This is a genomic window from bacterium 336/3 (assembly GCA_001281695.1).
Classification (GTDB): domain Bacteria; phylum Bacteroidota; class Bacteroidia; order Cytophagales; family Thermonemataceae; genus Raineya.
This window is the reverse complement of record LJIE01000001.1, coordinates 2,824,568-2,847,216: the sequence shown is the minus strand read 5'-3', so window position 1 is coordinate 2,847,216 and position 22,649 is coordinate 2,824,568. Positions and strand designations below refer to the sequence as shown.

Genomic DNA, 22,649 nt, shown 5'->3' with positions numbered 1-22,649 from the left:
CATGTGGAATTACAAATCTGTATTACCGATTTGGAAAATATTGCCTGATACGGAAAATAAACTTCTTGTTATAGAAAAACGAGATGCAGAAAAACAGCAAGTATATTTTGATGTATTAGATATTGAAAAACAAGCAATTGTTATTGAAAATTTGATACTATGGGAAAACTGGTGGGTTTCAGTAGTAGCAATTTCTCTTCAAAAAATTGTATTTGCTCTGTATGAGCAAGAAAATAGTGTTTCAAATAAAGGATTTGTAGTGTATGGAATAGCTGAAAAACAAATTCTTTGGCAAAACACACAACTCCACTTTGATAGTTTAGATACTAAAAATAATTGTGTTTGGATAAGAGAAAACTTAGAATTGACAACTTCAAAGCCTTATCACTTACAAACAGGGCATTTGATAAAAGAGCCTATCCAAATTTATCATAAAGAAATTGAATATTATTTCCCACATATTTATACCCAAGAAAATCCTTATTTTAAAGATTTAGAGCAATTTGTAAAGCTAAAAACTTCACAAAAGGTATCTAATTTTGTAACCTATTTGGAATATAAAGCGTATATCTGTATGATTTATAGCACAGAAATTAAAGAAAAATTTGCTTATTTCTTGCTGATTACAGATATTGCAGGAAATGTGAAAATCCATCAGCAAGTTTCTACCATTGAAAATACGTATCAACCATACTTTATTTTTGATAACTTTCTGATTTTAAATCCAAATCCTAACGAACTCAATATTTATTCATTAGCGTAAATTAAAATATCATGAAAATCTCAGGAAAAATTCTAGTATCCTCTTTTGTTTTATTCTTATTTTCTCAGGCATTGTTGGCTCGTCCTACAGACTCTTTGCGTTTGGAAATAGATAAAAATAAGAAAAAGGCTTGGATTATTCATAAAGTAGATGCTAAAGAAACTTTATTTGGATTGGCAAGAAGATATAAAGTAACTGTAGATGATATTACAAAAGAAAATCCACAGGCTAAAAATCTGCGTATCAACGATATACTGCGTATTCCATACAAAGACTTTGAAAAACAAGCAACACTTACATTACCTCAAGAAACTAACAAAACCAAGTCTATAAAACATACAGTAACTGCTGGTGAAACTTTGTATAAAATTTCCCAGAAATACAAAGTAAGTGTGGCAGATTTACAAAAATGGAATACTATAGGAGCAGCAGGTATCAAGGCAGGGCAAGAACTTTGGATTACCAAGCCAGTAGAAGAAGTCAAAGAAAACAAGGAAGTAAAGGAAAATAAAGAGGTAAAAGAAAACAAAGAAAATAAGGAAAACAAAGAAGTAAAAGTTGCTGAAAAGACTATCCATGTTGTAAAAGAAGATGATTCTCCTTATACAATTGCTAAAAAATACAATGTAAAACTTACTGAATTTTTGGAATGGAATGGACTTGCCCAAGACAGCAGACTGCAAATAGGTCAGAAATTGGAAGTTTATCCTACGGGCTACAAAAAAGCAACTGAAAACAAAGAAGTGAAAGAGAATAAGGAAGTAAAGGAAAATAAGGAAACTAAAGAGGTCAAAGAAACGGTTGAAACAACAGAAGGATCTGAAATTACAAGACAAGTAATAACAATCAGCGGATACAGCAAAATTATTGAAAAAGGAACAGCTGAAGTAATGGAAGATGAAAAAGCAGGTAATTATACAGGTTTACATAAAGATGCTCCAATCGGTACAATTGTAGCTGTAAAGAATGAAACAAGTGGAGAAAGTGTATTTGTACGTATTATTGGCAAATTGCCAAGTGTAGGTAATGGCAAAACACTAATCAAAGTATCAAGAAATGTATATGATGCTTTGGGGGCTAAAACACCTAAATTTAATGTAGAAGTATCTTACATTCCATAGGATAGGAGAAAAAATAAAAAATAGAACCTGACAGTAAATTGTCAGGTTTTTTTGTATAAAATACTTAGTTATTTATGAAAAAAATACTTGTATTTGGGAATGGAAACATCAGTTTCCAAGATTTCTTGAAATACTATATTGAACCAATAGAAAGTTTTTTGCTTACAGAAAGTGAAGTAGGCTTTGTAGTATGCGATTTTAGAGGTTTAGATACACTCATGATGGAATATCTGAAAACCTATTCAAAAAATGTTTGGGTTTATCATATAGGCGAAAAACCTCGTTATAAGCCTGATGTTTTTAGAACATTTGTCAATGAATGGAATTTTGTAGGAGGTTTTAAATCGGATGCTGAACGAGACCAAAAAGCAATAGAAGATTGTACGCATTTCTTGGCAAAAGACTTCAATTCGGATGAAACAAGAGTTTCAGGAACAAGTAAAAATATTAGCAAATGTTATTCTTTGAATAAAATTCCTATTTTTTAAATATGTCTCCAGAATTTAGAAATATAGCCGATTTGATTGAAAGCCATGATAAAAACAATATTCGTTTGGGCTTGCTTCTGGCTGTGGGATATGAAGAGGAGTTTCAAGAATATTTTAAGTGTAGTGTAGCCGATTATCAGAAACTGTTAGGTTTTTTAGTGAAAACAAATGTTTGGCATGAAAATATGGATATTAAAAAAATTACTCATATTTATGCAAACTCAAAAAGATTGTTAGAAGTACCTTTTGCGATTGGTTTACTGAAAGGTTTAGAATTTATCAATGTTGCTAAAAATAGGATATCTGAGATTCCAACGGGCTTATTTTTAATCAAAAAACTAAAACAAATATATGCTCAAGCGAATTATATACAAGAAATACCTATTGAAATAGAAAATGCTACTTATTTGGAGGAGTTAAATCTTTCAAGAAATCAGATAAAAAAATTGCCCAAGGAGATGGGTAATTTAAAGAAAATGAGAGTTTTGAGTTTGGAAGCCAATCTTATACAAGATATTTTTTTCCCAATAGAAAATTTAAAAAAACTTGAAAAACTGGAACTATCTTATAATCAGTTACAAACATTGCCTAGTGGTTTGTACTTTTTGTTTAAATTGAAAGAACTATCCCTAAGATTTAACCAAATTACAGAAATTGCTCCAGAAATTGAAAACTTAAAAGAACTAACATCACTGGGTTTGAGTGGAAACTTACTAAAAGATGTCCCAACACAAATAGGAATACTCAAAAATCTGAAAACTTTAGAATTGGATAAAAACCAATTAACTCAAGTACCTGATGCAATAGGAGATTTGGAGAATTTGGAAATATTAAATTTAGATAGCAATCAGTTGAGTATTTTTCCTCAAAATATTTTGAGGCTCAAAAACTTAAAAACATTATTTTTAAGCCATAATCCCATAGAAATTTTACCCAAAGCACTAGCAGAGCTTCCGAATTTGGAATATCTAAATATATCAGGTTGCCCAATAAAAACTATTCCTCAGGAATTTGAGAAAGATAAATTAATTCTGGTTAAAAAATGAGAAGTAAAGAAGTATCTGATGATATAAAAAAACAGCTTCAAAATATTGCTAATCTGCTGGAAAGTGGAGATGATGGAAATATGCAATTGGCATTGCGTTTGGCTAAAAATTATCAAGCAGATTTTTATCAACAATTTGGCTGTAGTGTCTTGCAATATAAAAAACTGATAGATTTCTTAGAAGAATATAACAGAAGAAGTACATGGAAAAGAGGAGAGCCTCTTCTTTCCATTATAGAACTTGATTTATCTAAATATGGTTTTAAAACAATTCCTAAGGAAATATATCTTCTAAAAAATTTGGGAGAACTGAGACTGTATAAAAACAGGCTTACACAAATTCCCAAAGGCATATTTCAGCTTAAAAAACTTTGTTATTTAGATTTGAAACAAAACAATATCAAATCCATTCCTAAAGAAATCAAGCAACTCAAAAAATTATATACTTTTCATATAGATGAGAATCATTTGAAGAGTTTACCTACTGAAATATTTGAATTAAAATGGCTGAATGAATTCTCAGCTTCTCATAATCAAATCAAAAAAATACCAGAACAAATTAGTAAACTTAAGAGGATTGCTTATTTCGATATTTCTGATAATCAAATCAAAGAGATACCTCACCAGATAGGAGAATTAGAAAATTTGGTACAGGTTGGGTTTTCTGATAATCAGATAACTAAACTACCAGAGACTATTGGAAAATGGAAAAATTGCGAACACCTTTATTTGGAGCAAAATAAACTTCAAAAGGTGCCCTCTGAGATTGGAGAAATGACAAAATTAAGATATTTAGATCTTAGTAACAATGAGTTATCATGTTTACCACCAGAAATTGGAAAACTCAAAAAATTAGAAAAGCTTTCCCTAATGCGAAATAAGCTCGAAAAATTACCTATTGAGTTATTTAATTTAAAGAAATTGGAAGATTTGGATATTCAACAAAATCTTCCTTTACGAGAATTACCACCAGAAATCGGGAATCTCAATAACTTAGAAACTTTATCATTGTGTCATAATAAGTTTAAGAAGTTGCCTGAAACCATTGTAAAGCTAAAAAAACTCAAAAAAATACGTTTAGACGGGAATTTGATAGAGAATTTACCTGAAAAAATGGATAAATTACAAAAATTAGAAATATTGTATCTAGAAGGTAATCCTATTCAGACACTTTCAGGAGAGTTAAAACATCTTAAAAAGATTTATGTTGGAGAAAGTTATGAAAATATTATGATAGATAAAGTACTCAATAATTTGTATGGAACGTTTGTAGAAGATAACAAACTGAACATTTAACATGACACCTGAATTTAAAAATATCATTGATTTAATAGAAAGCAATAATGAAGCAAATCTTGAATTGGGATGGCTATTAGCTGAAAACTATGAGCATGAATTTATAGATTATTTTGGAGCTTCAGTTAAGTCATACCAGCAAGTAAGGAGTTGTCTTTTAAAGTATAAAAATTGGTTGTTTGAACGCTCTTTATTTGAAATAAAAGAATTAAATTTATTTCTTAATAGAATTACAGATTTTCCTACAGAATTGGCTTTGCTGCCTAATTTGAGCTATTTAGATATCAGTGGTAATATGCTAAAAACATTGCCACAAGAAATAGGAGAAATGAAAAATTTAGAAGAATTGAGTGTATATAACAATCAACTAAAAAGTTTACCACAAGAAATTGGAAAACTCAAAAAACTTCGTTACCTAACTGCAACTATCAATCAAATAAAGAAGCTACCTTCTGAAATAGGAAATTGCGAAAACTTAGAAAATATGAATCTGACAGGAAATCAGATAGAAGAGTTGCCTCCAGAAATAGGTAGTTTAAAACAAATAAGTACTTTACAAGTAACCAAAAATCGACTAGAAAATTTACCACCAGAAATTGGGAATCTCAAAAATCTCAAAATACTAGATTTAGAAAATAATTTGTTGGAAACTCTACCCAAAGAAATAGCCAATCTGCCTAATCTTATATATTTAAATGTTTGTGGGAATCCAATCAAAAACATGCCCAATGAAATAAAATCGATGAAAAACCTCACTTTAAAAAGTGATAATATATAATTTAAGTATTCAAATTGAACTTATCCCAATAAAAATATACTATTGAAATAACAATAATCACAATAAGTAAATAATATGTCCAACGATCGGCTTTTGGGTGTTTGGCTGCAAAATTAGCAGCAATGTATGCCCCTGTAGCTTGCCCGACAGCTGTAAAAAGTCCCCATTTCCAATTGGCTTGCCCACTCCACAGAAACACAATCAGTACAGGCAAAGCATACAAAGCTACAATAATGAGTTTGTAGGCATTGGCCATTTTCATAGGTTTCTCCATACCCATCACGAGTACTACAAGCAAAAAAATTCCTACACCAGCTTGTACAAATCCTCCATACACACCCACAAAGAAAAGTCCAAGTAAATTGTACCATTTTTTGTCTGCCTCAGGATTCTGAAGTTTTTCTTTGAGCCATTTTTCAGGTTTTAAAAGAATCAAAAAAAGCATTACAATCATTAAAATGCCTAAGAAATCTTTAAAAAACTTATCACTTACTTGGGTGGCTTGGTAAGCTCCCAACAAAGCTCCAAGTAGGGAAGGAGCAACTATCCAAAAAGGATTTTCGAGGCGTATAGATGATTTTTTGAGAAAAGTGGCAAGTCCTGTTGCACTCTGAAACACCACAGCGATACGATTTGTCCCATTGGCAACTATAGGGGGCAAACCTACCCACATCAGTAAAGGAAGCATAATCAAGCTACCACTTCCTGCAAGAGTATTGATAAAACCAGCAAGAATACTTGCAATAAAAACAATAAAATACTGTAAAATTTCGGGCATATGGTGAAGGATATTATACAAAAAACATTAGACATCAGATTTGATTATTCTGATGTCTTTTTTCTCATTTCTTATATCTTTAAATATTATGTCTTTTGTTTTTTCTTTTTAGCAGCAGGGAAAAGTACATTATTTAAAATAAGTCGATAACCAGGTGAATTGGGGTGTAAATTCAAATCTGTTGGTTCTTCTCCTACAAAATGCTGATAATCTTCAGGATCATGTCCACCATAGAAAGTCCATGTCCCATTTCCATAGGTACCATGCATATAACGAGCTTCATTACACTGTTTGGTTTCTGCCAGCACAAGTACTTCAGATTTAATCGTTCTCTTTTTGAACGCTGTTGTCTGTCCCATAAAACCCTTTACTAAATTTTCATGATTTTGGGTAAGCATGGTTGGGATAGGGTCCCACTTGGCAGAAAAAGTAAATAATTGGAAGAAATCTGTTTTTTCGTTTACACCTCTCTCATGTTGTTGATTATCAACATCTGAGTACTCATATACATACGGATTACGTTCTAAATGAAAATCTTTGAAAGCAAGAGTATTTTTAAAATTTAATTTTTGTTGAGCTTGCGGGTCAGCACCATCACCATCATACATACTTTCACAAATATCAACGCCTTCAGCTGCCATGGCAATATCAAAAGTATCTGTAGCTGAACACATAGCAAACATGAATCCACCTCCAAAACAAAAGTCTCTGATTTTCTTTACTATATTGAGTTTAAGTTGAGAAACTTTAGAAAATCCCCATTTTTTTGCCATATTTTCCAGTTCCTTTCTTTCTTGAATGTACCACGCTTGATTACGGGCTTGAGCATAAAATTTACCTTGTTGCCCTGTAAAATCTTCATGATGTAAGTGCAACCAATCATATTCTATGAGTTTATTCTGCATGATTTCATCATCATAAATCAAGTCATAAGGTATTTCAGCGTATGTAAGTACAAGTGTAACAGCATCATCCCAAGGTTGCTTGGTTTTGGGTGAGTAAACAGCCACTTTAGGAGCTTTTTCGAGCTTTACAATATCCATATTAGCTGAAGGACTACCAATTTCAGCAAGTACTTGGTTGTATTGAGCATCAGAAATGACAGTATAGCTTATACCCCTCACAACCAGCTCATTTTCTATTTTCTGAACGTATTTTGTTCCAAAACTGCCCCCTTTGTAGTTTAAAAGCCAATCTACTTCTTGACCAATTTTAGAAAGCACCCAATAGGCTATACCATAGGCTTTTAAATGATTTTTTTGGGCTTTATCCATTGAAATGAGAATATAATTTGCCCATGCTTTTTGTCCTACCATAGACAAAATTAGCATCATTGCAACGAGCCAAGTCTTTTTATACATAGTTATAGAAATTAAATTGTACCAATCGTATTATCATAACGCAAAAAAACACCTTTTTCTGATAATATAGTATCAGCAAATTTTGAACCTTATAGTTTAATTACGAACAAAAAAAGCAAATATTTGGTTTTGATTAAAAAAAATATGCAAATTTGTTAGATTATCCATTCCTAAATATACAAAAATTATGGAAGTTCTTGTAGAAAAAAATGTGGTTGTAAATCCCATCGCTGATTTAATTGCTCGTCAAAAATCTTTTTTCAAGACACATAAAACTAAAGATGTAGCTTATCGTTTGGAAAAACTGAGTTTACTACAACGTTCCATAGAACGCCACAAAGAAGATATTTTTGAAGCTCTTTATAAAGATTTCAGGAAGTCAAACTTTGAGTCTTTTGTGTCTGAAGTGGCTTTGGTAATTGATGAAATCAAGGTGATGAAAGACAATCTGAAAGATTGGGCTCGTCCAAAATCTACACGAGGTTCAATACTTAATTTTCCTTCAACAAATTACTTATATCCAGAGCCATATGGCACAGTCCTTGTAATAGGTGCATGGAACTACCCTTTTCAGCTTACAGTGCTTCCTGCTATAGGAGCAATTGCTGCTGGAAATACAGTGGTTATCAAACCTTCAGAACTTCCACCTCATACATCACATGTTATCAAGGTAATAATGCAAGAAGTATTTGAAGAGAACTATGTAGGTGTAGTAGAAGGAGGGGTAGAAGAAACACAAGCTCTTCTAAAAGAACGTTTTGACAAAATATTTTTTACAGGAAGTACAACTGTAGGTAAAATTGTGGCTAAAGCTGCTGCTGAGTATATTACCCCTGTTACACTTGAGTTGGGTGGAAAAAGCCCTTGTATTGTGGATGAAGATGCAGATTTGGATGTAACAGCCAAACGCATTGTTTGGGGTAAGTTTTTGAATGGTGGACAAACATGTGTAGCTCCTGACTATGTATTGGCTCATAAAAGTATTAGAAGCCTGCTCATTAATAAAATGAGTGCTTGTGTTACAGAATTTTATGGCGAAAATCCACAACAAAGTGAAGATTTTCCTCGTATCATCAGTCAACGCCATTTTGAACGCCTCAAAAAATATTTGGATAATGGTGTGGTGGTGAAAGGTGGTGAAACAGACGAAAAAGAATTGTATATAGCTCCAACACTTCTAGACAATGTTACTTGGGACGATGCCATCATGCAAGAGGAGATTTTTGGACCTATTCTGCCTATTTTAGAATTTTCTGATTTGGATAAAGTAATTGAAGATTTGAAATACAAAGAAAAGCCTTTGGCTTGTTATTATTTTGGAAAAAGTGATGCAAAGCAAGAAAAAGTGCTTGAAAATGTCTCGTTTGGTGGAGCTTGTATCAACGATACAGTTGTTCATTTAGCTAATTCTCATCTGCCTTTTGGTGGAGTGGGCAATAGTGGAATGGGAGGTTATCATGGTAAGTATAGTTTTGACAATTTTACTCATTATAAAGCAGTGCTTAAAAAACCATTTTGGTTAGATATTCCTTTGCGTTATCCTCCTTACAAAGGTAAACTAGGTTTATTGCAACAAGTGTTTAAATGGCTGTAAGGAGTGATAAGTTATAAGGAGTAAAGTATGAGTTTTTTAATTCTAAAGAGCTTATAACTTATTGATAGTTTTTCATTGATAATTGAAATAATCATGCGTATATTTTTGTTTTTAGGATTTTTTTTGTTGATAGCTACCAGTAGTTGTGTAAAAAAATGCAAAGTGATAGGTTGCAAAACCATCCAAGACCACTCACATTACTTTGGTGGCGAAAGAGGAGATGGAAGACCTGTAACCAGAGAAGAAGCTATCAAAGAGAAAAACCTGAAAGTTGTTTCAGGAATGCCTTGGTATAGAAGAATGTTTAGAAAAAACTATCGTACTGAAGATGGCTTAAAATACAAACGCTTTGATGCCCAACAACATAGAGCCAAAAACAAAGAAGATTACAATACATGGTCTGGCAAAGCCAAATCACCTAAAAAACAACCAAAGGGGTAAATAAATTATTAGAAACGAGGTAGCCGAAAATTGTTTACTTCATGTTTTATGATTGTAATCAAGTATAAAATATAGAGATAAATAGTAAATTTTTATGCAAAAATTTGTCATAACACTTACAAAGTCTTATTTAGTGGAAATCAATGCTACAGATGAGGAACAAGCTAAAAATTTAGTCACATTCTTTACTTCTGACATAAGCGATTTATCAAATGATGATGATAAAAATAAATATCAATTTTCAATTGAAACGATTAAATGTGTAGAAAATGAGGCTTTTGATTGTCAAACCTTAGAATATTGATGCAAAAAAAGAAGATGACACCAACAGATTTGCTTGTATCTGATTTTTTAGAAAAAGTAAAAACTGTACAAGGTACTTTTGAATTAATAAAAGTTTTAAAATCAAGAACTTATAAAATTGCATCAGCAAATGTACTCATTAGGGCTGCAACTGAAGGAGCTAATAGACGTTTCTTTTATGGACTAAATTATTTAACAGTAGAAGAAATGAATAATTTAGATAATCCATTTATAGCCTTTATTTGTGGTTCAATGGATAAAATTTTAATTATTCCAGCCAAAGTTTTATTTTCATGTTTACCACAAATTAGCCATGATAGAAACGGGGAGTATAAAATAACAATTGATAAAGATTTGAATGTAGTTTTATCAGGCAAAAATAATCGTTTAGATTGTTCCAAATTTATTAATAATTGGGATTTATTATATCAAGAATATAAATCAGATAGTAATAATACAGTAGAAGAGAGTATTCACTCTGTTGTTCAAGGGCGTTTAATAGAAATAGGCAATATACGAGGTTTTAAAACTTTCTGTCCTGATAAATCTAAGAAATTTAATGATAAAAAACTTGGAGAAATAACAACCTTAAAGGATTGCCCTGAATTACAATTTGCGGATTATGACCTTTTAAGAAGAATAGATGTTATTTGGTTTAAAGAAAAAGGAAAAAATTTGATACCTGAAAAAGCTTTTGAAGTAGAAATGTCAACAGGAACTTGGTCAGGAGTAGGGAGATTAGCAACTTTAATGGATTATTCCAATGTAGATTTATATATAATATCAGATGAATTGAAGAAATTTAATAAAGTAATGCAGGCATTTTCTGATTATGAGAATCGCTATAAACATATAGCAACTGATAATATAGGAGATTTATATTCTGCTGAAATTAACTTAAAACAACTTCGTTATCATATTGGATTGTGATAAAAAATATGAAAATAGATGAGTATTTTTCAAAATTCAATACCAAAAAACAAAAACCCACGTTTTCTAAATAAAAACATTCAATGCATTCTTTAAAACATCTCAATAAATATTTATATAAATACAAGCATTTGCTTGCTTTGGGTATTCTGTTTACAGTAATATCCAATTTTTTTCTGATTTTACCTGCTCAGGTGGTTCGGTATGCCTTCAATGCTGTTGAGGAAACGATTGACTGGTTTTTCTTACTCAAAGGCTTTGTTTGTCAGAAAGAAATAGAAGACGCTTTTACGTTCAATATCCTCATTTATGGAGGTATTATCCTGATGATGGCATTGTTACGAGGTTTTTTCTTGTTTTTGGTAAGACAAACACTCATTGTCATGTCTAGATTTATTGAGTACGATCTCAAAAGTGAAATCTATGAACATTATCAGTCTTTGCCACTCAGTTTTTATAGAAAGAATAAAACAGGCGATTTGATGGCTCGTATTTCTGAAGATGTAAGCCAAGTTCGTATGTACTTGGGTCCAGGAATTATGTATGGTATCAATCTGATAGCTGTATTTGTGATGGTTATCCCTTATATGCTTTCTGTGGACTACAAACTAACCATGTATAGTTTATTACCCTTACCATTTTTATCTATTAGTATTTATATTGTCAATAACATCATCAATCGCCGTTCGGAGCAAATACAGCAAAGTTTATCGAGGCTTTCTTCGTTTGTTCAAGAGGCCTTTTCGGGTATTAGAGTTATCAAGGCTTTTGCGAGAGAAAAGAGTTCAGTTGATAATTTTACCAAAGAAAGTGGAATATACAGACAAAAATCTTTAAAGCTAACCATTGCAGAAGCTTGGTTTTTCCCACTTGTTCTGGCTCTGATAGGCTTGAGTAATATTTTAGTAGTGTATGTAGGAGGCTTAGAAGTTATTAACGGAACACTGACAAGAGGACATATCGCAGAGTTTATTTTATATTTGAACATGATGATTTGGCCAGTTACTTCACTAGGTTGGATTGCTAGTATTATTCAGAAAGCATCTGTTTCACAACGCCGTATCAACGAGTTTTTGGCTGTAAAAACAGATATTATTTCAGAAGGAAACCAATTAATGCCTATTAAAGGAAATATTTCTTTCAAAAATGTATCGTTGGTGTATCCTGACACAGGTATCAAGGCATTAGAAAATATTAATTTTGATGTACATAGTGGTGAGTCTATTGCTATTTTAGGAACAACAGGCTCAGGAAAAAGTACACTTGCTAACTTGCTTTGTCGTATGTATGATACCACACAAGGAGAAATTTTGATAGATGGTATCAATATCAAACAATATAATTTACAGCATCTGCGTAGTCAGATGGGTTATGTTCCCCAAGATGTTTTCTTGTTTTCAGATACTGTTGCCAACAATATTGGTTTTGGTTCTAAAGAAATCTCAGAAGAACAAATGATGCAAGCTGCTAAATGGGCTGATGTTTACCAAAATATTATGGATTTTCCTCAGCAATTTAAAACAGTTGTTGGAGAGAGAGGTATCACACTCTCAGGTGGTCAGAAACAACGAGTTTCGATTGCAAGAGCTCTTGTGAAAAACCCAACTATTATGATTTTAGATGATTGTCTTTCAGCTGTTGATACCAAAACGGAAAACTCCATACTCAATCAATTACAAAACTTAATGGAAGGTAAAACAACGGTTATTATTTCTCATCGAATTTCTTCAGCGAAACTGGCAGATAAGATTTTGGTGTTAGATGAGGGACATGTAGTAGAGCAAGGCTCTCATGAAGAACTGATGGCGTTAAAGGGCACGTACAAAGATCTTTACGAAAAACAACTCCAAATAGAAGAGGTGGAAGAAAGCTAAATACTCATTGAAAATATCCATTTACTCATCCAAAGTGGTCGTTCTATCATTTTGGATTTTTTTATTTTATACAAATAATATTTTTGTGAAATAAAAAAAAACAGTCCATCATTGTGCATTTATTTATAATTATTTAATTTTGTACCCTTATAATAAATTTAACCAAAACTATTAATGAAAATGAATTTAAAATCTGTATTTCTTGGCTTATTTCTTACTGCATCTTATTGTGTAAGTGCTCAAACTAACTTAGGTCCAAGTGTTGGTGGACTCACTTTAGTTCCTTTTACAACAAAAGGTAAAAATGCAGATGACGCCAATAGCTATTTCTCTGAAGAATGGGGTTCTGGTAACTTGCTCATCAATGTAGATTCTAAAGGTGTGCCTGTATCAAATATCAAATACAATATCGCTAGCGATAAAATTGTAATGAAAGACGGAAATAAAGTATTTGAATTCCCCAAAGGTAGTGTTTTGAGTTTTACACTAAAGGCAAAAGATAAGGAAACAGGTATTTTAAGAGATTATACATTTGTAAGTGGTTTGGAAGGTGTAGATAAATATTCAGCAACTAATTTCTTTTTAACACATTATAATTCTCCAAAAGTAAAATTACTCACAAAATATTTTGTTGTTTTACAAAAATCAGGAGGCTCTACTTATGGCTCAAATGCCGAAGAATTTGCATATTCTAAAGAAAAAACTTTATTCATCTACAAAGATTCTAAAGGAATAGCAATTAAGAAAAACAAAAAATCTGTTTTGGAAGCATTGGGAGGTGATAAAAAAATGTGGGAAGACTACATCAAGGCAAATAAATTAGACATGAAAAACGAAGATGATATTGCTCGTCTTCTCAAATATTACGAAAGCAAGAATATATAATTTATATAATATTTTATTAAAAACTACCTGAAAAGGTAGTTTTTTGTTTTTAGAAAAGATTATATAAAAACTGTATTTGTAAGAAGCATATTGTTGTTAAAACTTATCCAGCGGTAGCCAATCTGTGTTGAAGCTATCTTGAAATCAGATGAAATATCATCTAATTGGAAAAAAGTAGAAGGTGTAATGAAAAAATGATGTTTGGAACTATGAATAGACTTTTCAAAATGATAATGCCCATGAAAGAAATAATGCGAATTTTTAGTCTTTCTTAGTTTCTCTGTAATAATTTCTATGTTCTGAAGAGCATATTTATTATCCATAAACTGGCAAGTTCCTAAAACAAGTGGATGATGCACAAAAACAAGAGAAGTAGCATCTAAATTATCAATCCAAGAAGGCTCAATAATGCCATCCCAAGAATCCCAAAAGTGTATATCTGTGTTGTCTAATGTAATTTTATAAGGATTTAATTTGCCGTTTTCAGTAGGATAACCAAAGACTTTTCCTAAAGCCAAAGAATCATCATGGTTTCCTGAAATAACATAATAAGGTATTTGGGTAGAATCTAATTGTTTTTTTACTTCCTTATAAGTATTTTCATCACCTACATCATAGCAAATATCACCAGAAACAACCAAAATATCAGGATTTCGTGTTTGGACATGAGTCAAAACTTTCTCAAAATTTGCCCAAACATCAATATCATTTGCCGATTCTTTGTTTGGAGTAAGGTGCAAATCAGAAATTTGAGCTATTTTCATCTTCTTCTTGCGTGTCGTTGTTTAAATCTTTTAATAGCATCTTCTGTACCCAAAATAATCAGAATGGTCTCATCAGAAAGCACATAACTCTCACTGGGATTTAAAATAAACCCTTTTTCTCTATCTTTAAGAGCAATCACAGAAGCTTCATTTTCCTGTTTTAAATTCAAATCTTTGATAGAAAGTGTAGCAGAGTGGGTGAGTAGTTCGTTGAACATCACTTCCTCAAGCTTCAATTTCATTTTGTCCAAACCACTTATCAAATCCAAAAACTCAATAATTTCAGGTTTTACAACAATTTGAGCCATATGGATACCTCCTAAAGCCTCAGGCATTACCACTTTGTTGGCTCCAGCCCGATACATTTTCTTTTCAGAATTTTGTTCAGAAGCTCTTGTGATAATAAAAACTTTTGGATTTAATTCTCTGGCTGTGAGCGTAATAAATACATTATTGGCATCATTAGGAAGAGCAATGATAAGGGCTCTGGCTTTGTCTATATTGGCTTCTTTGAGTGTTTCATCAAGGGTTGCATCACCAATAAGCATTTGATGGTTATCTGAAGATGTAAAATGCTCTACATGGTGTTCATCTTTTTCAATGAGTACATAGGGAACATTCAAACGATTAAGCTCTTGGCAAACGTTAAAGCCATTTCTCCCATAGCCACAAACAATGATATGGTCTTCCATTTTCTGAATAATTTTTTGAACCTTGTATTTTCTGAAAATATTTTTGAGTTCACCTTCAAACAAATAACTTGTAAGTGTTGAAATAACATAGGCAAATAAAGCCAAATTTGCTAAAATGTAAAAAATATTAAATATTTTTCCTGCATCTGATAAAGGTTTTACTTCCTGATAACCAATGGTTGCAGCCGTAATAATACACATATACAAGGCATCCAGCAGTCCATAACCTTCAATAGCCATGAAACTAATAGTACCTATAATAAAACTCAGTAAAAGGAGAAATAATGCCCAATAAAGTCTAAGTAGCTTCTGATGTAAAGTTTTAACCATCATGGTTTCAGCTTAAAATCTTTAGGCAAGATAATAGAAATTTGTGATAGACAAAAAAAACAAGAAATAAGACATAAAATTTCCTTCATTATCGGGCATAACCTTTGTTAAAATCCTCCTTTCTGTCTTGTTTGATAACCCCGTTGGAGTCTATGGTGGTGATCATTTTACCTTGTACCCTTAATTCCTCAATAATCCATTCTTTATAATTAGTTGTAAATACTTGGTTTTCTAACTTAGCTTTCCAATGAATAACAGTTCCAATATCACCAAAAGAAAAGGCTATATTTTCTTTTCCAATGGATTTTCTTTTTTTATTCTTGTAACTAACAACATACAAACTAAATCCACCATCTGCTAATTGCAAAAAAGTACATACAATAATCTGGTTATCAAAATGATGAATTGAATAAGGATGAATTCTTGGGTAATAATCATCTTCTTCAAAACAACGGGTGAAACTTTCTTTACCACATAAACCCAACTTTTTCATTTCATCAAAACTCAAACGATAATAGTTGTCAAAATCGCCCCACCAATTCTTAGAAAAGTCGAATGTTTTAATGTCTTTATATTTGAATTTTTTCATCAAAGCATCAAAACCAAGGCTTCCTTGTGGTCTTTTTTCTTCATCATTTAAGGAAGCCAAACTATCTTGTTCTTTTTTGATTTTAACAGAATCAGGCGAATCTTGTGGAAAAAAGATTTCTTTGAGTGAAGGCGTATTTTGGGTAGAAGTAGAGGAATCTACGGAATCTATGGTTTTAACAGTTTCAATAGTTTGAGTAGAAGGCTTTTCTCTATCACAAGCCCACAAAAAGATGAATAATAAAAATAAAATACTTTTCAAAAATGTGTTCATAAATAAAAAACATAAAAACAGCCCTTCATTCAGGGCTGTTTAAGTTTATCGAGAAAATGAGTAATAAGCAAATTGTCCGTATCGGTCAACTCCTTCAATGGTAATCTTTCGATTGGACTTGGTAATCAATTCTAAAGCTTGTTCTGCTGTTGAAACTTCTACTCCATTGATTTTCAGAATAATAAAACCTTCTTCAAAACCATTGTTTCTGAAAAACCCATTTCTGAGATTCAAAATTCTTACTCCATTTTTCAAGCCAATTTTCTCTTTTTCTACTTTGGGCAAAACTTCTAAATCAACACCCAAATCGTCAGCAGAAAGGGTTTCTTTCTTGCTGGCATCTGTTGTACCTTGTTTATTGGTCAATTTGATTTTCTTTTGTTCTGTTTTACCTGCTCGTTTGTAAGTAATCGTAATTTCATCACCAGGTTTGTAGTAACTTAAGTTTTCATCAAAATCAGCTTTGGAATTGATTGTTTCCTGATTAATTTTTACAATCACATCACCACGTTTCAAACCTGCTCCAAAAGCTGCTCCTTCTTGCATTACTTTCTGAATGACAACACCTTCTAATTCCTTGATACCAAATTCTTTGGCTACTTCTGAGTCCAAATCCATCACATCTAAACCCACAAAAGCTTTTTGTACTTCACCATGCTGAATCAAATCGTTTACAACTTTTGCCACAATATCTACTGGTACAGCAAAACCATAACCAGTATAAGAACCTGTTTGCGATAAAATAGCAGTATTGATACCAATCAATTCACCTTTCAAATTTACCAAAGCTCCACCACTATTGCCAGGGTTAATAGCTGCATCTGTTTGAATAAACGATTCGATAGGAAAGCGAGCACTACGACTCAAAAGCTGTAAACTACGCCCTTTGGCACTCACAATGCCTGCCGTAACAGTAGAGGTTAGATTAAAAGGATTACCCACTGCTAATACCCATTCGCCAATTTGTACTTCTTTGGAACGAGCCAAACGAATGTTTGGTAAACCTTTTGCATCTATTTTGAGCAACGCTAAATCGGTAGAGGGGTCTCTGCCTATAATTTTGGCTTTGTAGGTTTTTTTACTATGAATAACCTCTATGCTTTCGGCTCCTTCAATTACATGGTTGTTGGTAATAATATAACCATCTGCTGTAAAAATAACACCTGAACCTGATGCTACAACTCGGTTATCTCCATAACCACCACCACCAAAATATAAATCGAACATATCTACAGTTTGTCTGCGAGATATATTTTTGATGTACACAACACTTTGCGTAGAAATCGCAGAGGCTTGCACAAAATCGGGTGGACTCTGTGGAATATCTTGAATTTCATCTTCATCACCTACTTTTTGAATAGGTCGTTGTGTATATGTTTGATTTACAAAACTCTCTGTTTGTGGCTGATGGAGTTGTGGAACAACACTATAAAATACAAAAGCACCTCCAAATCCAGCCAAAGCACTTACCAAAATATTCTGAATGACTCTTTTCATAGATAATGTATAGTGAATGATAAATTATGAGTTATAAATGGTAAAATAAGACCTTAGAAATTAAGACTCAAGACAAAATATTTTATGACACTTTAATATCTTAAGATTCTAAAAACTCTTCCAAACGAAATATTCTGATGGCATTTCCAGCAAAAAAAGATTCGTTTTTGGTATTTATTTGTATTTCTTCTTTAGCATTTGGATATTTATTTACACCAATTTGTACTATTTTTTTAGCCTGAAAATCTTTGATTTTCTCTTTTGCTACATTTGTAATAGCTTCTTTGAGCATACCTTTTTCGTGATAAACCAAAAAACCACCAGCTTGTTCTATTTCCTGGAAAAGAATCCATGCTTTTTGAGCAAGTTGCTCTGTCAGATACTCCACAAAATACGCACCAGAAGATATATCTACAACGAAATTTAGTTTACTTTCGTGCTTTAAGATATGAGAAATATTCTCTGACATACGCTCAGAAAACTCATCATATTTGCCAAATGGCTCATCAAAAGGCAAGATAAGTACCTCATCTGCTTTGGCAATAGTAGCCGACATAGCCTCTAACGTGTTACGAATCAGATTGTTATAAGAATCTTTTTGAGATTTATTAATTGTAGCAGTTTTGGCTTGTAAAGTAGGGAAAACATCTGTATTCTTGCCTAAGAATTGAGCTACCAATTTGTTATACAACCAAGGCAATACACGCAATTTGGCAATTTCCATGAAATAATTGCTACCTACTGCCATTGTAAAACCAATTTTAGAGGCTTGTTTTTCTAAATCAACACCTTTTTCAGAAAGTTTGTCCAAATAAGTACTCGCTATTGCCAAACTATAAGCAAGCTCTTGAACTGCCGTAGCTCCAGCATTATGAAATACATCAACATTGATAAAAAATCTATCTATATCTAAAATTCTGTTTAAAAAATCTTCAAAATCTGTTCCTTCTAAAGATTTTTCGTATTGCATCGTAAAAGAAATATGGTCTATTACAATTTCTGAGGAAGCAGTTTTAGGGTGAATATTTTTTCTGTACAAAGTTTGACTAACCTCGTGAGCAAACTGTTCATTGATGTCTTCTTTGGCATAAAATGCTTTAATAGGAATTTGCTCATAATTTTTAGATAAGATTTCTTCTAAAGCTTTGCCTTTGAGGTCTTTAGCGATTTGCTCGTTCCACTCTTGGCTTGTTTGTGTTGCAAATTCTTGAAATAAGTTAGTCATAAAAACAGAATTTCTATTTATAGTTTAATTGTCAATCAAATAGGGTTTAAATATACAAAAATTGCAGAATTTGAAAAATAATTAGTAGCATACTTGACAAGCCCCTATGAAAGAGTGTATATTTGTTTCATTTTCAATTAAAAACTAACATAGTATGTCAATGAAGTTATCGGATTACGCCTTTGATTTGCCCACCAATTTAATCGCTTTATATCCTAATCCAAACAGAGATGAAGCCAAACTGATGGTTATCAATAGAGCTACTCAAACCATAGAACACAAATTATTCAAAGATGTTTTGGATTATTTTGATGATGGGGATGTAATGGCAGTAAACGATACAAAGGTATTTCCAGCAAGACTTTATGGCAATAAAGAAAAGACAGGAGCTGATATTGAAGTATTTTTGCTAAGAGAGTTGAACAAACCTGCTCACCTTTGGGATGTTCTTGTTGACCCTGCTCGTAAGATAAGAGTTGGTAATAAATTATATTTTGGTGATGGTGAACTTGTTGCAGAGGTAATAGACAATACGACCAACAGAGGAAGAACCATTCGTTTTTTGTGGGATGGAGAAGAAGAAGAATTTTACAAAACAGTTTATGGTTTAGGAGAAACGCCACTTCCTAAAATCATTACCAAACGTAGAAAAACAGAAAAAGAAGACGAAGACCGTTTTCAAAGCATTTTTGCCAAAGAAACTGGAGCAGTTGCTGCACCTATGGCTTGTTTGCATTTCACCAAACAACTTGTGAAAAGACTGGCTATCAAAGGAGTAGATATTCAACCTCTCACGCTTCATGTAAGTTTAGGTACATTCAAATCGGTAGATGTTGAAGATTTGACCAAACACAAAACAGACTCTGAACAATTTAAAATTCCTGAAGCAACAGCTGAAAGAATCAATCAGGCTTTGGATAGCAAAAAACGAGTTTGTGCAGTAGGTTCAAGTGTAATTCGTTCTTTAGAATCGTCTGTTTCGGCAAATGGCAGAGTAAAGCCTGTGGATGCATGGACAGATAAATTTATTTTTACACCTTATGAATTTAAAATTGCTAATTCTTATATTACAAATTTCCATATACCTGAAAGTACACTTCTAATGGCTGCTTGTGCATTTGGAGGCTATGATCTAATTATGAAGGCTTATGAAATAGCAATACAAGAAGAATATCGTTTCCATACATACGGAGATGCTATGTTAATTATCTAAATATAACAAAAATATCATTTGTAACTTTAAATTTATTTTTACTCAATGGCTTCATTTCAAGTAAAAGGGGGGAATCGTCTGCGTGGCGAATTACAACCACAAGGAGCAAAAAACGAGGCTTTGCAAATTCTTTGTGCTGTTTTACTTACTCCAGAACCTATTACGATTCATAATATTCCTAATATCAGAGATGTTAATAAATTAATTGAAATTCTACAAGATTTAGGTGTAAAAGCGGATAAAGTAGATACTCATAGCTATCGTTTTGAAGCTCGAAATGTCAATTTGGAGTATCTCGAAACACCTGCCTATATTCAAAAAGCATCTGCTTTAAGAGGCTCTATTATGGTTTTAGGTCCACTTTTAGCTCGTTTCGGAACAAGTAAAATACCCAAACCAGGAGGTGATAAAATAGGTAGAAGAAGACTTGATACTCACTTCTTGGGTTTTCAGGAGCTTGGTGCAAAATTTGAATACAACGCTCAAACAGAATTCTATGAAATAGACGCAACCAATTTACAAGGTAAATATATTTTGTTGGACGAGGCTTCTGTGACAGGTACAGCCAATATCTTGATGGCTGCTGTACTTGCAAAAGGTACAACCACTATCTATCATGCTGCTTGTGAGCCTTATATCCAACAGCTTTGTAAAATGCTCAACAGAATGGGAGCTAAAATTACAGGAATTGGTTCGAATTTACTCAATATTGAAGGTGTTGAGGCTTTGCATGGTACAGAACACACGTTATTACCTGATATGATTGAAATAGGAAGTTTTATAGGTCTTGCAGCCATGACTGCTTCCGAAATTCGTATTAAGAATTGTGCAATCCCAGAATTGGGTTGTATTCCAAGAGTATTTGGGAAATTGGGTATTCAAATGGAATTGCAGGGAGATGATATTTTTATTCCTGCTCAAGAACGTTACAGTATAGATACATTTATTGATGGTTCTATTTTGAAGGTAGATGATGCCCCTTGGCCTGGTTTTACACCCGATTTGCTGAGTATTGTACTTGTTACGGCTATTCAAGCACAGGGAACAGTACTTGTTCATCAAAAGATGTTTGAAAGCAGGCTATTTTTTGTAGATAAACTCATTGATATGGGGGCTCAAATTATCCTCAACGACCCTCACAGAGCTACTGTAATCGGGCTGGATAGAAAATACCCTCTAAGAGGTATTAAAATGAGTTCTCCAGACATCAGGGCAGGGGTTGCTCTTCTGATAGCTGCTCTTTCGGCTGATGGTATCAGTGTCATTGAAAATAGCGAACAGATAGACAGAGGCTATCAAAACATTGATGGAAGACTCAATGCTATTGGTGCAGAGATTAAAAGAATTTAAAATCAGGTAGTTGCTTTATAAAGCAACTACTTTTTTATGTGAAACACTTATGCTAAAAAATCTACTGATTCTTGTATGTTCTTTGTGGATAGTAGCCTGTGGAGGTAGCTCCAAAGAACAAAAAACTGTTTCATGGGCTACTCAGGTATCCCAAAAATTAGATTCTGTTTATCAAAAAGAAGAATCCTTTATAGAGCAATGGTTAGCAAAAACGGAGAAAATGAGAGAGTTTTTTGTAAATAATCAGGAGAAAAAAGGAAACTATTCTTCCAAAATTGCAGGATTATCTGATAAAGTCCAATTTTATAAAAATACACACTTTGTATTTTATACAGATTCGCTTTGGAAAACACCTAACACGCCTTTTTTACCACCTGTTTCAACTACTGAAAAAAATATCTATAGGAAAAAGTATCAAAAAAACTGGGATAGTACCTTATTTGCGTCTATACTCAGGGATCATGATGATATTGAAAAGAATATAACAGATTTGCAGAATTTGGTGAATGGATATAGAAGTACCCAATATATGGTGGTTTATAAAAAGATTTCCTTTAAAAGTCCTAAAATTACAGATTTGGGTTTTGAAAAGGGAAATTTGAGTGTTCAAGTCTTTTTATATAGCCTTGAAAAACAAAGTGTATTGCTTCAGTTTTCTGTACAAACAGAAAATACAAATGTTGAAACTTTCCAAACACAAAAACCAGCCCAACAAGAAGAATATCTTACATCTCTTTTATATAGACAAATAGAGCAAGAAATAGAAAACTATCTTAGTGTTTGTTGTAAGTAAAAGAGTTTCTTAAAAAAAAAATTAATTACTTTGAATGAAATGGGTTTTGATCAATAATCTAATGAATTTAGTTATTGACTACAATCATGAATAGGTATTTTTGTTGTATCCGCTACTGGAGGTTCTTTCCATCCAAATTTTGGAGTATTTTTAATACTATCTGGAACGGGTTTGGTATATAACAGTCTAGTATAATCAATATTTGTTTCAGAGAATTTCACATAGAACCTATTTCCAATCTTAATGTTTTGATAACAATCTATATG

19 protein-coding genes and 4 pseudogenes are annotated in these 22,649 nt (G+C 32.4%); 15 read left to right on the top strand and 8 right to left on the bottom strand.

Features of this window, described 5'->3' with window-relative positions:
* Window position 1: 1 nt before the first annotated feature.
* The 6 genes and pseudogenes from AD998_13250 (at window position 2) to AD998_13225 (ending at window position 5,488) form a co-directional block, all read left to right on the top strand.
* Window positions 2-763: a hypothetical protein gene (locus AD998_13250; GenBank protein ID KOY86979.1), complete on the top strand. Its 762-nt coding sequence runs from the start codon at window positions 2-4 to the stop codon at window positions 761-763.
* 11 nt (window positions 764-774) lie between these two features.
* On the top strand, window positions 775-1,884 hold the full coding sequence (locus AD998_13245) for a hypothetical protein (GenBank protein ID KOY86978.1): 1,110 nt from the start codon (window positions 775-777) through the stop codon (window positions 1,882-1,884).
* Window positions 1,885-1,958: 74 nt separating this feature from the next.
* Window positions 1,959-2,372 (top strand): hypothetical protein, encoded by a 414-nt coding sequence (locus AD998_13240; GenBank protein ID KOY86977.1) that lies wholly within the window; start codon window positions 1,959-1,961, stop codon window positions 2,370-2,372.
* A gap of 191 nt (window positions 2,373-2,563) precedes the next feature.
* A pseudogene (locus tag AD998_13235) lies at window positions 2,564-3,382 on the top strand (hypothetical protein).
* A gap of 203 nt (window positions 3,383-3,585) precedes the next feature.
* Window positions 3,586-4,713 (top strand): hypothetical protein, encoded by a 1,128-nt coding sequence (locus AD998_13230; GenBank protein KOY88200.1) that lies wholly within the window; start codon window positions 3,586-3,588, stop codon window positions 4,711-4,713.
* Between the two features lie 184 nt (window positions 4,714-4,897).
* Window positions 4,898-5,488 (top strand): annotated as a pseudogene (locus AD998_13225) (hypothetical protein).
* Window positions 5,489-5,492: 4 nt separating this feature from the next.
* Here AD998_13225 and AD998_13220 read toward each other — a convergent pair.
* Together AD998_13220 and AD998_13215 are read right to left on the bottom strand one after the other, a co-directional pair.
* Window positions 5,493-6,269, bottom strand: a complete 777-nt coding sequence (locus tag AD998_13220) for a hypothetical protein (protein KOY86976.1) — start codon at window positions 6,267-6,269, stop codon at window positions 5,493-5,495.
* Window positions 6,270-6,355: 86 nt separating this feature from the next.
* Window positions 6,356-7,630 (bottom strand): asparagine synthetase B, encoded by a 1,275-nt coding sequence (locus tag AD998_13215; protein ID KOY86975.1) that lies wholly within the window; start codon window positions 7,628-7,630, stop codon window positions 6,356-6,358.
* Between the two features lie 187 nt (window positions 7,631-7,817).
* Here AD998_13215 and AD998_13210 point away from each other — a divergent pair, with 187 nt between their 5' ends.
* The 6 genes from AD998_13210 to AD998_13185 all read left to right on the top strand — a co-directional run bounded on the left by AD998_13210 (window position 7,818) and on the right by AD998_13185 (window position 13,657).
* Entirely contained in the window at window positions 7,818-9,224 is a 1,407-nt protein-coding gene (locus tag AD998_13210; protein ID KOY86974.1) for an aldehyde dehydrogenase, read from the top strand.
* Window positions 9,225-9,317: 93 nt separating this feature from the next.
* Window positions 9,318-9,665, top strand: coding sequence for a hypothetical protein (locus tag AD998_13205; protein KOY86973.1), 348 nt, complete (start codon window positions 9,318-9,320; stop codon window positions 9,663-9,665).
* 94 nt (window positions 9,666-9,759) lie between these two features.
* A complete protein-coding gene (locus AD998_13200) occupies window positions 9,760-9,969 on the top strand; it encodes a hypothetical protein (GenBank protein KOY86972.1) in 210 nt (69 codons plus the stop codon).
* Window positions 9,969-10,898 (top strand): hypothetical protein, encoded by a 930-nt coding sequence (locus AD998_13195; protein ID KOY86971.1) that lies wholly within the window; start codon window positions 9,969-9,971, stop codon window positions 10,896-10,898. The genes AD998_13200 and AD998_13195 overlap by 1 nt, the downstream gene beginning before the upstream one ends.
* An 83-nt stretch (window positions 10,899-10,981) precedes the next feature.
* Window positions 10,982-12,772: an ABC transporter gene (locus tag AD998_13190; protein KOY86970.1), complete on the top strand. Its 1,791-nt coding sequence runs from the start codon at window positions 10,982-10,984 to the stop codon at window positions 12,770-12,772.
* 174 nt (window positions 12,773-12,946) lie between these two features.
* Window positions 12,947-13,657, top strand: a complete 711-nt coding sequence (locus tag AD998_13185; GenBank protein KOY86969.1) for a hypothetical protein — start codon at window positions 12,947-12,949, stop codon at window positions 13,655-13,657.
* A 59-nt stretch (window positions 13,658-13,716) separates the two neighbouring features.
* Here the strand turns inward: AD998_13185 and AD998_13180 are convergent, their stop codons facing one another.
* From AD998_13180 to AD998_13160, 5 genes and pseudogenes are all read right to left on the bottom strand, one after another.
* Entirely contained in the window at window positions 13,717-14,421 is a 705-nt protein-coding gene (locus AD998_13180; protein ID KOY86968.1) for a hypothetical protein, read from the bottom strand.
* Window positions 14,418-15,443 (bottom strand): hypothetical protein, encoded by a 1,026-nt coding sequence (locus AD998_13175; protein ID KOY86967.1) that lies wholly within the window; start codon window positions 15,441-15,443, stop codon window positions 14,418-14,420. Before AD998_13175 ends, AD998_13180 begins: the two co-directional genes overlap by 4 nt.
* Before the next feature lie 88 nt (window positions 15,444-15,531).
* Complete coding sequence (locus AD998_13170; protein KOY86966.1) at window positions 15,532-16,305, bottom strand: hypothetical protein; 774 nt, start codon at window positions 16,303-16,305, stop codon at window positions 15,532-15,534.
* A 45-nt stretch (window positions 16,306-16,350) separates the two neighbouring features.
* The gene (locus AD998_13165; protein ID KOY86965.1) at window positions 16,351-17,802 is read right to left on the bottom strand and encodes a serine protease; all 1,452 of its coding nucleotides are present in this window, start codon (window positions 17,800-17,802) and stop codon (window positions 16,351-16,353) included.
* Between the two features lie 181 nt (window positions 17,803-17,983).
* A pseudogene (locus AD998_13160) lies at window positions 17,984-18,721 on the bottom strand (hypothetical protein).
* A gap of 466 nt (window positions 18,722-19,187) precedes the next feature.
* On the opposite strand from AD998_13160, the gene AD998_13155 reads away from it, so the two are divergent.
* The 3 genes from AD998_13155 to AD998_13145 are packed head-to-tail and all read left to right on the top strand — an operon-like array spanning window position 19,188 to window position 22,383.
* Window positions 19,188-20,240: an S-adenosylmethionine:tRNA ribosyltransferase-isomerase gene (locus AD998_13155; protein KOY86964.1), complete on the top strand. Its 1,053-nt coding sequence runs from the start codon at window positions 19,188-19,190 to the stop codon at window positions 20,238-20,240.
* 45 nt (window positions 20,241-20,285) lie between these two features.
* Window positions 20,286-21,590, top strand: a complete 1,305-nt coding sequence (locus AD998_13150; protein ID KOY86963.1) for a UDP-N-acetylglucosamine 1-carboxyvinyltransferase — start codon at window positions 20,286-20,288, stop codon at window positions 21,588-21,590.
* A 49-nt stretch (window positions 21,591-21,639) separates the two neighbouring features.
* Complete coding sequence (locus tag AD998_13145) at window positions 21,640-22,383, top strand: hypothetical protein (protein ID KOY86962.1); 744 nt, start codon at window positions 21,640-21,642, stop codon at window positions 22,381-22,383.
* Between the two features lie 71 nt (window positions 22,384-22,454).
* Here the strand turns inward: AD998_13145 and AD998_13140 are convergent.
* Window positions 22,455-22,637: pseudogene (locus AD998_13140) on the bottom strand (hypothetical protein).
* Window positions 22,638-22,649 lie beyond the last annotated feature (12 nt).

Excerpts from the sequence above, each read along its gene's own strand:
- AD998_13220 (KOY86976.1), bottom strand. The coding sequence starts at position 6,269 with ATGCCCGAAATTTTACAGTATTTTATTGTTTTTATTGCAAGTATTCTT.
- AD998_13155 (KOY86964.1), top strand. The coding sequence starts at position 19,188 with ATGAAGTTATCGGATTACGCCTTTGATTTGCCCACCAATTTAATCGCT.
- AD998_13175 (KOY86967.1), bottom strand. The coding sequence starts at position 15,443 with ATGGTTAAAACTTTACATCAGAAGCTACTTAGACTTTATTGGGCATTA.
- AD998_13240 (KOY86977.1), top strand. The coding sequence starts at position 1,959 with ATGAAAAAAATACTTGTATTTGGGAATGGAAACATCAGTTTCCAAGAT.
- AD998_13195 (KOY86971.1), top strand. The coding sequence starts at position 9,969 with ATGCAAAAAAAGAAGATGACACCAACAGATTTGCTTGTATCTGATTTT.
- AD998_13205 (KOY86973.1), top strand. The coding sequence starts at position 9,318 with ATGCGTATATTTTTGTTTTTAGGATTTTTTTTGTTGATAGCTACCAGT.
- AD998_13250 (KOY86979.1), top strand. The coding sequence starts at position 2 with ATGTGGAATTACAAATCTGTATTACCGATTTGGAAAATATTGCCTGAT.
- AD998_13170 (KOY86966.1), bottom strand. The coding sequence starts at position 16,305 with ATGAACACATTTTTGAAAAGTATTTTATTTTTATTATTCATCTTTTTG.
- AD998_13215 (KOY86975.1), bottom strand. The coding sequence starts at position 7,630 with ATGTATAAAAAGACTTGGCTCGTTGCAATGATGCTAATTTTGTCTATG.
- AD998_13150 (KOY86963.1), top strand. The coding sequence starts at position 20,286 with ATGGCTTCATTTCAAGTAAAAGGGGGGAATCGTCTGCGTGGCGAATTA.
- AD998_13200 (KOY86972.1), top strand. The coding sequence starts at position 9,760 with ATGCAAAAATTTGTCATAACACTTACAAAGTCTTATTTAGTGGAAATC.
- AD998_13185 (KOY86969.1), top strand. The coding sequence starts at position 12,947 with ATGAAAATGAATTTAAAATCTGTATTTCTTGGCTTATTTCTTACTGCA.
- AD998_13145 (KOY86962.1), top strand. The coding sequence starts at position 21,640 with ATGCTAAAAAATCTACTGATTCTTGTATGTTCTTTGTGGATAGTAGCC.
- AD998_13180 (KOY86968.1), bottom strand. The coding sequence starts at position 14,421 with ATGAAAATAGCTCAAATTTCTGATTTGCACCTTACTCCAAACAAAGAA.
- AD998_13165 (KOY86965.1), bottom strand. The coding sequence starts at position 17,802 with ATGAAAAGAGTCATTCAGAATATTTTGGTAAGTGCTTTGGCTGGATTT.
- AD998_13210 (KOY86974.1), top strand. The coding sequence starts at position 7,818 with ATGGAAGTTCTTGTAGAAAAAAATGTGGTTGTAAATCCCATCGCTGAT.
- AD998_13245 (KOY86978.1), top strand. The coding sequence starts at position 775 with ATGAAAATCTCAGGAAAAATTCTAGTATCCTCTTTTGTTTTATTCTTA.
- AD998_13190 (KOY86970.1), top strand. The coding sequence starts at position 10,982 with ATGCATTCTTTAAAACATCTCAATAAATATTTATATAAATACAAGCAT.